Source organism: Sphingomonas sp., from assembly GCF_019746665.1.
Taxonomy (GTDB): Bacteria; Pseudomonadota; Alphaproteobacteria; order Sphingomonadales; family Sphingomonadaceae; genus Sphingomonas.
In genome coordinates this window covers 72,852-85,251 of the sequence record NZ_JAIERS010000005.1, presented here as the reverse complement: position 1 = coordinate 85,251, position 12,400 = coordinate 72,852, and the positions used below count along the sequence as shown (strand labels likewise).

7 protein-coding genes are annotated in these 12,400 nt (G+C 68.6%); 4 read left to right on the top strand and 3 right to left on the bottom strand.

Features of this window, described 5'->3' with window-relative positions; all coding sequences use genetic code 11:
• Positions 1-53: 53 nt before the first annotated feature.
• Together K2X73_RS03305 and K2X73_RS03300 are read right to left on the bottom strand one after the other, a co-directional pair.
• Positions 54-1,718 (bottom strand): MFS transporter, encoded by a 1,665-nt coding sequence (locus K2X73_RS03305; RefSeq protein ID WP_294108524.1) that lies wholly within the window; start codon positions 1,716-1,718, stop codon positions 54-56.
• A gap of 19 nt (positions 1,719-1,737) precedes the next feature.
• A complete protein-coding gene (locus K2X73_RS03300; RefSeq protein ID WP_294108522.1) occupies positions 1,738-3,129 on the bottom strand; it encodes a DcaP family trimeric outer membrane transporter in 1,392 nt (463 codons plus the stop codon).
• A 152-nt stretch (positions 3,130-3,281) separates the two neighbouring features.
• On the opposite strand from K2X73_RS03300, the gene acs reads away from it, so the two are divergent.
• From acs to K2X73_RS03285, 3 genes are all read left to right on the top strand, one after another.
• The gene (acs, locus tag K2X73_RS03295; RefSeq protein ID WP_294108520.1) at positions 3,282-5,237 is read left to right on the top strand and encodes an acetate--CoA ligase; all 1,956 of its coding nucleotides are present in this window, start codon (positions 3,282-3,284) and stop codon (positions 5,235-5,237) included.
• Positions 5,234-5,860, top strand: coding sequence for a response regulator transcription factor (locus K2X73_RS03290; RefSeq protein WP_294108518.1), 627 nt, complete (start codon positions 5,234-5,236; stop codon positions 5,858-5,860). Before acs ends, K2X73_RS03290 begins: the two co-directional genes overlap by 4 nt.
• A gap of 345 nt (positions 5,861-6,205) precedes the next feature.
• Entirely contained in the window at positions 6,206-7,192 is a 987-nt protein-coding gene (locus K2X73_RS03285) for an alpha/beta hydrolase (protein WP_294108516.1), read from the top strand.
• 63 nt (positions 7,193-7,255) lie between these two features.
• On the opposite strand, the gene K2X73_RS03280 is transcribed toward K2X73_RS03285, so the two are convergent.
• A complete protein-coding gene (locus K2X73_RS03280) occupies positions 7,256-10,579 on the bottom strand; it encodes a PAS-domain containing protein (protein WP_294108514.1) in 3,324 nt (1,107 codons plus the stop codon).
• A 159-nt stretch (positions 10,580-10,738) separates the two neighbouring features.
• Here K2X73_RS03280 and ccoN point away from each other — a divergent pair, with 159 nt between their 5' ends.
• Entirely contained in the window at positions 10,739-12,388 is a 1,650-nt protein-coding gene (gene ccoN, locus K2X73_RS03275; protein WP_294108512.1) for a cytochrome-c oxidase, cbb3-type subunit I, read from the top strand.
• The last annotated feature ends 12 nt before the right edge of the window (positions 12,389-12,400 follow it).

Below are 12,400 nucleotides of genomic sequence, written 5' to 3'. Positions count from 1 at the left end.
ACCCCCGCCCGCGCGGCACGCGGACGGGGGCGAAGCGCCTGCATCGGCGGGGCTCAGGCGTCGATGTTGCGCTTGTTGGTCTCGGGCAGCAGCACCAGGCCGACCGCCACCGTCAGCGCGGCGATGATCACCGGATACCAGAGCCCGGCATAGATATCCCCGGTCGCCGCCGTCACCGCGAAGGCGGTGGTCGGCAGGAAGCCGCCGAACCAGCCATTGCCCAGGTGATAGGGCAACGACATCGAGGTGTAGCGGATGCGACTGGGGAACAGCTCCACGAGCATCGCCGCGATCGGACCGTAAACCATCGTCACCAGCAGCACGAGCGCGAACAGCACCGCGATCACCATCGGCACGTTCATCGCCGCGAGATCGGCCTTGGCGGGATAGCCCGCGCCGGCGAGCGCCGCCTTCACCGCCTCCTGATAGGCCTTGATCGCGTCCTTACGCGCCGCGCCGGTCAGCTTGGCGGGATCGGGCGCGACCAGGTTTTGGCCGCCGATGCGGATCGCGGCGATGTCGCCCGGGGCGGCGGCGACATTTTCGTAATTATACCCCCCCTTCGCCAGATAGGCCTTGGCGATGTCGCAGCTGCTCGCATCGAACTTGTTCTTGCCGACCGGATCGAACTGGAACGAACATTCGCCCGGATTGGCGCGCACGCTGATCGGCGCGCGGGCCTGCGCCTCGGCGAGCGCGGGGTTGGCGGCGTCGGTCAGCGCGTGGAACAGCGGAAAATAGCTCGCCGCCGCCAGCGCGCAGCCGGCGAGGATGATCGGCTTGCGCCCGATCCGGTCCGACAGCGCGCCGAACAGCACGAAGAAGGGCGTGCCGAGCGCGAGCGCGACGGCGATCAGCACGTTCGCGGTGACGCCATCGACCTTCATCACTTTTTCAAGGAAGAACAGCGCGTAGAACTGGCCCGTGTACCAGACCACCGCCTGCCCGGCGACCGCGCCGAACAGCGCGATCAGCACGAAGCGCAGGTTGAACCAGTTGCCGAATGATTCCTTCAGCGGCGATTTGCTGGTTTTGCCCTCGGCCTTCATCTGCCGATAGACCGGGCTTTCGTTGAGCTGGAGGCGGATCCACAAAGACAGCACCAGCAGCACGGCGGAGGCGAGGAACGGAATCCGCCAGCCCCAGCCGGTGAACGCCTCTTCCCCCAGCCCCCAACGCACGCCGATCACCACGAGCAGCGAGGCGAACAGGCCGAGCGTCGCGGTGGTCTGAATCCAGCTGGTGTAGAGCCCGCGCTTATGGTCGGGCGCGTGCTCCGCGACATAGGTCGCGGCACCGCCATATTGCCCGCCGAGCGCCAACCCCTGCAGGATGCGCAGCGACACCAGCAGCAGCGGCGCGGCGACGCCGATCGTCGCGTAATTGGGGAGCAAGCCAACCGCGAAGGTCGACGCGCCCATGATCCCCATCGTCACCAGAAACGTATTCTTGCGCCCGACCAGATCGCCGATCCGCCCGAACACGATCGCGCCGAACGGCCGCACCGCGAAACCCGCGGCGAAGGCGGCGAGTGCCAGGATGAAGCCGGTCGTCTCATTCACCCCGGCGAAGAACTGGCTGGAGATGAAGGTCGCGAGCAGGCCGTACAGATAGAAATCATACCATTCGAACACGGTGCCGAGTGACGACGCCGCGATCACCATCTTCTCGCTCGATGTCGCGGCATGGTGTTTGGGCAGCGGATAGGTGGTGGCCATGATCCTCTCCTTTGCTGACTTAGAAGCTATATTTGCCGGCGATCTCGACGCGGTCCAGCCGGCCGGTCGCGCCGCTGACGAGCGCGCGCTCGCCGTGGCGATATTCGATGCCGAGATCGAAGCCTTTGACCGTCGACCAGAACAGGTTCGCCGCTCCGCTCCACGCCTGGCGGTTGAAGGCGTTGAAGGTGCCGGGGGCGAGGCCGGAGGGGTAGCCGACGCTCTGATAGCCGAACATCACCGAGCTGCGCAGCGCCGTGCTCCACGGCACGCGCACGGCGGCGAAGGCGGCGAAATTCTCGGTGAGCAACAGCTTGCCGGTCGCGGGCGCGACGATCGCGTCGGGCGCGAAGTTCAGCCCCAGATAGCGGCCGAGCCCCTGGCCATAGCTCGCCATGAAGCGCAGGTCATAGCGCTTGCCCGCGCCGAACGGGATCTTGCCGGCGGCGCTCAAGCCCCAGCCGATCTGGGCATCGCGCTGGGTGCCATTTTCGGCGCGCAACTGAAACACCGCGCCGGCCAGCGACAGCTCGCCGAACGAAGCGGCGTAGTTCAGTCGCGTGATGAAATCGGGCAGGTGATTATCGTCATTCTCGATCAAGGCCGGCGAGGCGGTGGTCGCGGTCGAGGTTTGCGGGTTCTCGATCGCCAGATGCAGCGTCGCCGCCTTGGAGAGCTTCAGCGAATAGCGGATCAGCGGCTGGCGGACGAACACCGATCCTTCGGTAGGGCCGATGAAATCGGTCGTCTCGGGCAGCGCCGCGACATATTGGAAGGTGCTCCAATCCTGCCCGATCAGCAGATTGTCGAACTGGATGTACGCCCGGCGCAACGCGAGGTCATAGCCGTTGGTGGTGCGCTCGGTCCCTTGGGTGCCTGCGGCCGTCTGGAAATCGGTTTCGACATAGCCCTTCAGCACATGCCGGCCGACATCGCCCGACAGCGCGAGGAACAGCCGCGTCTGCTTGGCCGAAAAGTCATTCTCGGTGGTCGGCCGCACCCCGCCGATCGGGATTTGCTGCGGCAGATAGAAGTCGCGGCCAAGCGCGAGCGGGGCGATCTTGCCGCCGCTATAGGTGGTGCTGTTGGCGACCGTCTTGATGAAGCCGCCGATCTTCACATTCATCCCGCCGACGCGGAAACCTTCGGCGGGGGCGGCGGGCTTGCCCTCCATCGCGGCGATGCGGACTTCGGTCGCCTTGGTCGCGGCGCCTTGCGCGACCACGCTCGCTTCGGTCCTGGCGGCCTGGGCGCGCGCGGCGTCGAGCTCGGCGCGTAGCGCCGCGACCGCTTCCTCGAGCTGCTTCAGCCGCGCCTCCATCGCCGCCGGGTCCGCCGCCTGCGCCCGCGCCGCGCCCGGCACCGCGACGATCGCGGCGGCGGCGAGTAACATTGCCCGGGATCGTGCCACGGCGCCCTCTCCTTGCCATCGGCGGTCGCTGCCGCCTCTGGCCGGGAAAGCTCTTCCATCGCCGCCTTGGCGCCTAGTTAGACCTTGGTCGAAGGTGCACGGCGCCGCGCATCGCGTTATGCTCGCCGGCAAAACCATTGGGAGAGACGGCGATGACGCAAGCCCTGTACCCTGTGCCCGACGCCTGGGCCGAGCGCGCCCTGATCGACGCGGCGGGCTATGCCGAGCGCTACCGCCGCTCGATCGAGGAGCCCGAGGCCTTCTGGCGCGAAGAGGCGACGCGGCTCGACTGGATCACCCCCTTCACCCGGGTGAAGCAGGCGAGCTTTCACGAGGCCGATTTCGGCATCAAATGGTTCGACGATGGCGTGCTCAACGTCAGCGCCAATTGCCTCGATCGCCACCTGGCCGAGCGCGGCGACCAGATCGCGATCCTGTGGGAGCCCGACAGCCCGGGCGAGGCGCGGCGCATCACCTATCGCGAACTCCATGCCGAAGTGTGCCGCTTCGCCAATGTGCTGAAGGTGCAAGGAGTAAGACGCGGTGACCGGGTGACGATCTATCTGCCGATGATCCCCGAAGCGGCGGTGGCGATGCTCGCCTGCGCGCGGATCGGCGCGATCCATTCGGTGGTGTTCGCCGGCTTCTCGCCCGAGGCGCTAGCGGGGCGGATCGAGGATTGCGACTCGCACGTCGTCATCACCGCCGATGAAGGCTTGCGCGGCGGCAAGCATGTGCCGCTCAAGGCCAATGTCGATGCCGCACTCGCCAGCCAGCACCATGCCCGCGCCTGTGTCCGCCGGGTGATCGTCGTCCGCCGCACCGGCGCCGACGTCGCGATGCAGCCCGGGCGCGACCTTTGGTATCACGAAGCGCGCGAGAGCGTCGGCGCCGACTGCGCGCCCGAGCCGATGGGCGCCGAAGACCCGCTGTTCATCCTCTATACCAGCGGCTCGACCGGCAAGCCCAAGGGCGTGCTCCACACCAGCGGCGGCTATCTGCTGTGGGCGGCGATGACCCACCAGTACGTGTTCGATTACCGCCCGGGGCAAATTTACTGGTGCGCCGCCGATGTCGGCTGGGTGACCGGCCACAGCTATGTCGTCTATGGCCCGCTCGCCAATGGCGCGACCACGGTGATGTTCGAAGGCGTGCCCAACTTCCCCGATGCCTCGCGCTTCTGGCAGGTGGTCGACAAGTTCGGCGTGAACATCTTCTACGGCGCGCCCACCGCCTTGCGCGCGCTGATGCGCGAGGGCGACGGCTTCGTTCAGGCCACCAGCCGCCAGTCGCTGCATCTGCTCGGCTCGGTCGGCGAGCCGATCAATCCCGAGGCCTGGACCTGGTATCACCGCGTCGTCGGCGAGGAGCGCTGCCCGATCGTCGATACCTGGTGGCAGACCGAAACCGGCGGGGCGATGATCACCCCGCTCCCCGGCGCGACCGCGCTCAAGCCCGGCAGCGCGACGCTTCCCATGTTCGGGGTGAAGCCCCAGCTCGTCGATAATGACGGCAAGGTGATCGAGGGCGCGGGCGAAGGCTGCCTCGTCATCACCGATAGCTGGCCGGGCCAGATGCGCACCGTTTGGGGCGATCACGCCCGCTTCTTCCAAACCTATTTCACCACCTTCGCGGGGAAGTATTTCACCGGCGATGGCTGCCGCCGCGACGAGGATGGCTATTACTGGATCACCGGCCGGATCGACGACGTGATCAACGTGAGCGGCCACCGCATGGGCACCGCCGAGATCGAATCCGCCCTCGTCGCGCATGGCCAGGTGGCGGAAGCCGCCGTGGTCGGGATGCCGCACCCGATCAAGGGCCAGGGCATCTATGCCTATGTCACGCTCAACGCGCATGACGAACCGAGCGACGCATTGCGCCGCGAGCTGGTGCAATGGGTGCGCGGCGAAATCGGCCCGATCGCGACGCCCGACGTGATCCAGTTCGCCCCCGCGCTCCCCAAGACGCGCTCGGGCAAGATCATGCGCCGCATCCTGCGCAAGATCGCCGAAAATGAACTGGGCAGCCTGGGCGATACCTCGACGCTCGCCGATCCCAGCGTGGTCGACGATCTGATCGCCGGGCGCCCGCTGACCCCGGCGTGAGCGACGGCCAGATCCTGATCGCCGACGATCACCCGCTCTTCCGCCAGGCTTTGTGTCTGGCGGCGGCGCGGGTCGCCCCGCGCGCGGCGCTGATCGAGGCGGGGACGCTGGCGGCGGCGGCCGAGGCGGCGGCGGGCGCGGACGCGCTGCGGCTGATTCTGCTCGATCTGAAGATGCCGGGGGCGCAAGGCTTTTCGGGTGTGGCCTTGCTCCATGCCGAGCGGCCCGAGGTGCCGATCCTGATCGTCTCCAGCGCCGAGGGGTTGGGGGTGGCGCAGGAGGCGCGGCGCTTCGGCGCGGTGGGGTTCGTCGGCAAGGACGCGCCGCTCGAGGCGATCGAAGCCGCGATCGCCCGTGCGCTGGCGGGCGAGGTGGTGCCGAGCGCCCCCGACCCCGAACTCGACGCGGTCGCCGAACGGGTGGCGAGCCTCACGCCGATGCAGCTGAAAGTGCTGCTGGGGGTGCTGGGGGGCCAGCTGAACAAGCAGATCGCCTATGATCTGGCGATCAGCGAGGCGACGGTGAAAGCGCACATGACCGCGATCCTGCGCAAGCTGGATGTGGGGAACCGGACGCAAGCGGTGCTCGCGGCACGCGCGCTGGGGTTGGGGGTGCGGCATTAGGGGGGTGCGGCTTACGTCTCGTCCGCCCGAGCCAATCCGAATCGGCGCGCAAACCCGCGTGGTGATGGCGAAGGGCACAGTAACCACCTGATAAACGGGGGTTCGCACCAAGCACCCCTGCGCAGGCTCGCGTCTCGGAACGAGGCAACGGCGTCGACGATCCGATGCGCTGGGGTAGTGCGCCGGGGACGTTAAGCTCCTCTCGGCCAATTCGCGATGGCGACCCGGACAATCGGACCATCTCCGCCAAAAATACCCCTTGCGGCTGACGCGACGTCATCCGGCAATAGTCCGCTCATGCCGGATGAGGAGCATGACATGATTCGACGCGCATTGGGGGGAGTTATGGCGGTCGCCGCGATGACAGGATTGGCAGCGGCAACCGAGAATAGCGCGCAGGCGCTCGACCTCAAGGAAACGGCCGGGACGGTCGTCGTCAAGGGAGTCGAGATACCCTACCGCCTCACCATGCCGGATCATCCGCAAGGAGCAATCCTGCTCATACCAGGATCGCTGTTCAGCGATGTCGACGGCAACTATCCGGCGATGGGACTGGCGCCGCACACCTATGCCGATCTCGCCCGGCAGCTGGGTGCGAAAGGTTATGCGGTCTTGCGGATGGCCAAGATCGGACCCGGGACCGGCTCGCGCACGATCGACCCCGCCATAGCCGCGATCCATAACGACTTCCGAACCCGGATCGATGTCGCCGCGGCGGGCTGGCGGGCGCTGCCCCGCGTCTCCGGGCCACGCGTGATCGCGGGCCATAGCGAAGGCGCGGTGGTCGCTTTCCTGCTCGCGGCGCAGCCGGGGATAGATGCGGACGGTGTCGTCAGCCTGTCGGGCCCGTCCCAATCAATCTATGCGATCATGCGCGATCAGGTTGCGACGCTGAACGCAAAGCCGGGTTTGGAGCCAGACCTTACCGCCTTCGACGCCGCCATCGCCGCCTTCCGTGCCGGGCAAGCACTACCGCCTGGCCTCGCCGCCAACCCGCAAACAATGATGCTGGCATCGATGCCGCCGACGGCGATTGCCTACCTTAATAGCGTTGACCAAGAAGATGTTTTGAAGGCGGTCGCGAAGGTGCGCCAGCCAATGCTGATCGTTCAGGGCGGCCGGGACTTTTCGGTACCCGCGCGCCACGCCGATGCCCTTGCGCAGGCACGAAAGCGTCTGCTGACAGAGCACGCCTTCTTTCCCGAGCTTACGCACTTTTACAAGCACGCGCCGGCTAACCTTCCACCCATGCAAGCGATGGGTATCGCCACCGACAGCGACCCGGCCGTCGCGGAAGCGATTGCGCGCTGGGCATCTCGACTAAGGAGGTAACAACTTTCATTTCCGCGACTGGCGCGCTCCACCGACGTTCGCTTCTTTGTCCCAGTCGCCCCCCTATTCCGCCGCCACCGCCTCCCCCAGCGCCAGCCACGCGCGCAACGCGTCTGGCGCGACCGGTTTGGCAAAGAGCGGCACCCCCGCCCGTCCGGCACGGGTGCGCAGCGCCGCGTCCCCCGACGCCGTGACCAGCGCGCAGCGCATCCCGCGCCCGCGTAGTCGCTCGATCAGCGCCAGCCCGTCGAGCGGTGCGCCCAGATCATGATCGACCAGCGCCACGTCGGCCGCCGTCGCCAGCGCCGCGTCGACCGATCCCGTCCCGAGCGCATCGTGCCCGTCGCGCTCCAGCAGGGCGAGGGTTGCTTCCACCACGCGCGGGTCGTCGTCCACCACCAGCACGCGCTGGCCGGAAACCGGTGCCGTCACCGCCGGCACCGGGCGCAGCGCCGCCGGCGCCGCCGACGCGCGCGGCAGGGCGATCGCGAAGCTGCTCCCACGTCCTTCGACCGAGCGCAGCAGGATGCGCCCGTCGATCAGCCGCGCGCTGCGCTCGACGATTGCGAGGCCGAGCCCGATCCCCGCCACCCCGCGCGTGCCGAGCCGTTCGAACTCGCGGAAGATCAGCGCCTGCTTGTCCGCCGGGATGCCGGGGCCGGTGTCACTCACCCAGATGCTCAGCCCCTCGCCCGCCGGGCGCACCCCGACCAGCACGCCACCGCGCGCGGTATAGCGCACCGCGTTCGACACGAAATTCTGGACGATCGAGCGCAGCAGCGCCGGATCGGCGGTCACGCTGCCATAGGCCGGCCCCAGCCGCAGCGTGAGCCCCGCTTCTTCCGCGAGCGGGCGGAAACAGCCGACCACCTCGGCGAGCAGCGGCGCGAGCGCCACGGCTTGCGGGCGCGGCTCGATCCCGCCGGCGTCGAGCTTGGAAATATCGAGCAGCGCGCGCAGCAATTCCTCCGCCGCGCCGATCGACTGGCCGATCCGCTCGACCAGCTGACCATCGCCGCCACCGTCGCGCGCCAGCGCCGAGGTGAACAGCCGCGCGGCGTGCAGCGGCTGGAGCAGATCGTGGCTCGCCGCCGCCAGGAAGCGCGTCTTGGCGGCGGTGGCGGCGGCCAGCTTTTCGTTGAGCCGGGTAAGCTCGGCGGTGCGCTCGGCGACGCGCGCCTCCAGCTCGGCGCGCGAAGCTTCGAGCGCGGCGAGCGCCTGGGCCTCGGCGGTGACATCGGTGAAGCACATCACATAGCCGCCGCCGGGCATTGGCCCGCCCACCGTTTTGAACACGCGGCCATCGGGGCGGATGCGCTCGAAACCGTGCGGCAGGCCGCGCTTCAGATGCGCGAGCCGGCGGGCGACATGCGCCTCCACCTCGCCGGGGCCGCATTCGCCGCGCACCGCATTGTAGCGGATCAGCTCGGCGACCGGCGTCCCGACGCGCACCAGCCCCGGCGGATAAGCGAACAGCGCGAGATAGCGGCTGTTCCACGCGATCAGCCGCAGGTCGCTATCGACCACGCTGACCCCGGGGTCGATATGTTCGAGGGTGGCGGCGAGCAGCCCCTGCGAGAATTGCAGGCTCTGCCCGCCCTCGTCGAGCATCCGGACGATGTCGGCATAGCTCAGCCGCGCGCCCGCCAGCGCCGCCGCGACCAGCGCGCGCGCGGAGGGCACGCCGACCACGCTCGCGATCAGCCGCTCGGCGCGGCGGGCCTCGATCGAGCCGACGGGGGCGCTCGGCGGCGCGTCGGCGAAGGCGGCGGCGGCGCGCGCCATTCCCACGAAGCGCCCGGCGAACGCGATCAGCCCGGCCATGTCGCCCACCGCCGCGACGCGCGGCTCGAACGCGCCCGGCACCGCCACCCGCCGCCAGCCACGCGCCGAAAGCAAAGCCAGCAGCAGCAGGTTCGCGCCCAGGCTCCACACCACGCCGTGGGTAAGCGGGGTCATCGCGCCCAGGCCGAACAGATGGCGCGGATCGACGAACGTGCCGCCGAGCGCCGCGAGCAACCCCGCCGGCAGGATCGGCGGCAGCGCGAGCGTGTAGAGCCACAGCCCGGTGCCGAGCGCGAGCGCGAGCTTGGCGGGGCGCGGATCATGCCCCCGCCCGCGCGCGGCGATCAGCAGCAGGGGCGTGAACTGCGCCATCGCCGCGAAGGCGATATGGCCGATCGCCGCCAGCCGATAGTCGGCGCCCAATGCCTCGCCCCAGCCGAGCGCGAGCGCGATCACCACGATCACCGCCAGCCGCCGCACCCCCAGCAGCCGCGCGCCAAGGTCCGCCTCCGCGGTCCAGCCGGCGCGGGCGAGCAGCAGCGGCGCGATCAGATCGTTGGAGATCATCGTCGCCAGCGCGACCGTCTCCACCACTACCATCGCGGTCGCCGCCGAAAAGCCGCCGAGCAGTGCGAGCAAGGTGAGCGGGGTCGATCCCGCCGCCATCGGCAGCGCGACGACGAAGCCATCGGGCGCGGTGCCCGGCGGCAGCAGCAGCGCGCCCGCCACCGCGATCGGCGGCACGAGCAGCGCCATCGCCCCCACATAGGCGATGAAGGGCCAGCGGCTCGCGCGGACATCCTCCAGCCCGCGCGCCTCGATCACGCCGATATAGAATTGGCGCGGCAGCGACAGCACCGCCGCCATCGCGATCAGGGTGATGACGAGCGTGTCGCTCCCCAGCCGCGCGGGGGCGAACATCGCGGCGAGCGTCGTCCCGCCCGCCGCCGCCGCGCGCGGGTCGCCCGTCAGCAGCAGCAGCGCGAGCAGCGCGATGCCGGCGAGCGCCGCGAGCTTGAACAGCGAATCGGCGGCGGTCGCGAACAACAACCCCTCGTTGCGCCCGGCCACATCATAGCGGCGCGTGCCGAAGGCGAGCGCGAACAGCGCGAGCACCGCGCCGGCGATGACGCTCGCGAGCGCGCCACTCGGCCCCGCGGTCGCGCTCAACGCCTGGCCGATCGAGCGGAGCTGCAGCGCGATGTAAGGCACCGCGCCAAGCGTCGCCGTCACCGTCACCAGCGCGGCGAGGCCTCGGCTCTTGCCGAAGCGCGCGCCGATCAGGTCCGAAACGCTGGTCGCGCCCTCGTCGCGCGCGGCACGGGCGATCGCGCGCACCAGCCCGGGCGCGAGCGCATAGACGAGGATCGGCCCCAGATAGATCGGCAGATAGCTCCACCCGTCCGACGCGGCGGTGCCGACCGCGCCGTAAAAGGTCCAGCTGGTGCAATAGACGCCAAGCGCGAGCGCCTGCGCGGCCTGGCGCCGGCGATCGGGCGCGGCGGGAACGTGGCGGCGCTCGGCGCGGTGGGCGATCAGGAACAGCAGCGCCGCGAACAGCAGCGCCGCGATGGCGACGATCGGTTGCGGCACGCCGTGCATCGGCCGCCTTTTCCTCTCCGAACGATGCCGGGCGGCGCGATCCGCCCCCCGGCCTGCCGCCGTCATAGCGCTAAGCAATGCCCCGTAGATTTGACCGCGATCAAAGGCGGCATCGTCACGCTCGCGCAATGTCGCCCCGCCTGAGTGGGAGTTGGGGCGATGCAAAGCGATGTGAGTTGGGCGGGACTTTGGCTGGTGGCGGGCATCGCCTGCATCCTGGCGGCGATGGGCGCGGCGGACGCGCCGTTTGCGGTCCATATGGGAATCGCGGCGAGCGCGGCGCTGATCGCGGCGTTCGTCAACATGCACGGCGTGGGCAAGAGCGAGGCCGCGCGCGCCGCGCGGGCGCCGACCAGCCGCTATGACGACGAAGTGATCCGCTGGGGCGTGATCGCCACCGTCTTCTGGGGGGTGGTAGGACTGCTGGTCGGCGTGTTCATCGCCGCGCAGTTGAGCTTCCCCTGGCTCAACTTCCCGACCGAATATACGACGTTCGGCCGGCTGCGCCCGCTCCACACCTCGGCGGTGATCTTCGCCTTTGGCGGCAACGCGCTGCTCGCGACGAGCTTTTTCGTGGTGCAGCGCACCTGCCGCGCGCGGCTGGCGCTGCCCGCGCTCGCGCGCTTCGTCTTCTGGGGCTATCAGCTGTTCATCGTGCTGGCCGCGACCGGCTATGTGATGGGCGTGACCGAGGGCCGCGAATATGCCGAGCCCGAATGGTATGTCGACATCTGGCTGACGATCGTCTGGGTCTCGTACCTGCTGGTGTTCGCCGGCACGATCCTGAAGCGGCAGGATCCGCATATCTATGTCGCCAACTGGTTCTACCTCGCCTTCATCGTCACCGTGGCGATGCTGCATCTGGTCAACAACCTCACTGTGCCGGTCTCCTGGCTCGGCTCCAAGTCATACTCGGCCTTTTCGGGCGTGCAGGACGCGCTGGTGCAGTGGTGGTATGGCCATAACGCGGTCGGCTTCTTCCTGACCGCCGGCTTCCTGGGGATGATGTATTACTTCGTCCCCAAACAGGCCGAGCGGCCGGTGTATAGCTACCGGCTGTCGATCGTCCATTTCTGGTCGCTGATCTTCCTCTATATCTGGGCGGGGCCGCATCACCTGCACTACACCGCGCTCCCCGATTGGGCGCAGACGCTGGGCATGGTGTTCTCGATCATGCTGTGGATGCCGAGCTGGGGCGGCATGATCAACGGGCTGATGACGCTCAACGGCGCGTGGGACAAGGTCCGCACCGATCCGATCATCCGCATGATGGTGTTCGCGCTCGCCTTTTACGGGATGAGCACCTTCGAAGGGCCGATGCTCAGCGTCAAATCGGTCAACTCGCTGTCGCACTATACCAACTGGACGATCGGCCATGTCCATTCGGGCGCGCTCGGCTGGAACGGGATGATCACCTTCGCGGCGATCTATTATATGACGCCGCGCCTGTGGGCGCGCGAGCGGCTCTATTCGCTGCGGCTGATCAACTGGCACTTCTGGTGCGCGACGATCGGGATCGTGCTCTACGCCGCGTCGATGTGGGTGGCGGGCATCACCCAGGGGCTGTTGTGGCGCGAATATGGGGCGGACGGCTACCTCGTCTACAGCTTCGCCGAAGTCGTGGCGGCCATGCACCCCTATTACGTGATCCGCATGGCCGGCGGGCTGCTCTATCTGACGGGCGCGCTGATCTTCGCCTTCAACATCGCGATGACGATCGCCGGCAGGCTGCGCGCCGAGGCGCCGATGACCGAGACGCGCCCCGATCCCGCGCGCGACGTGCCCGCCACCGCCATCCCCGCCGAGTAAGGGAGTAACCCG

Bases quoted from the DNA above. Each gene is read 5' to 3' on its own strand.
- K2X73_RS03305 (WP_294108524.1), bottom strand. From the start codon at position 1,718: ATGGCCACCACCTATCCGCTGCCCAAACACCATGCCGCGACATCGAGC.
- acs (WP_294108520.1), top strand. From the start codon at position 3,282: ATGACGCAAGCCCTGTACCCTGTGCCCGACGCCTGGGCCGAGCGCGCC.
- K2X73_RS03285 (WP_294108516.1), top strand. From the start codon at position 6,206: ATGGCGGTCGCCGCGATGACAGGATTGGCAGCGGCAACCGAGAATAGC.
- K2X73_RS03280 (WP_294108514.1), bottom strand. From the start codon at position 10,579: ATGCACGGCGTGCCGCAACCGATCGTCGCCATCGCGGCGCTGCTGTTC.
- ccoN (WP_294108512.1), top strand. From the start codon at position 10,739: ATGCAAAGCGATGTGAGTTGGGCGGGACTTTGGCTGGTGGCGGGCATC.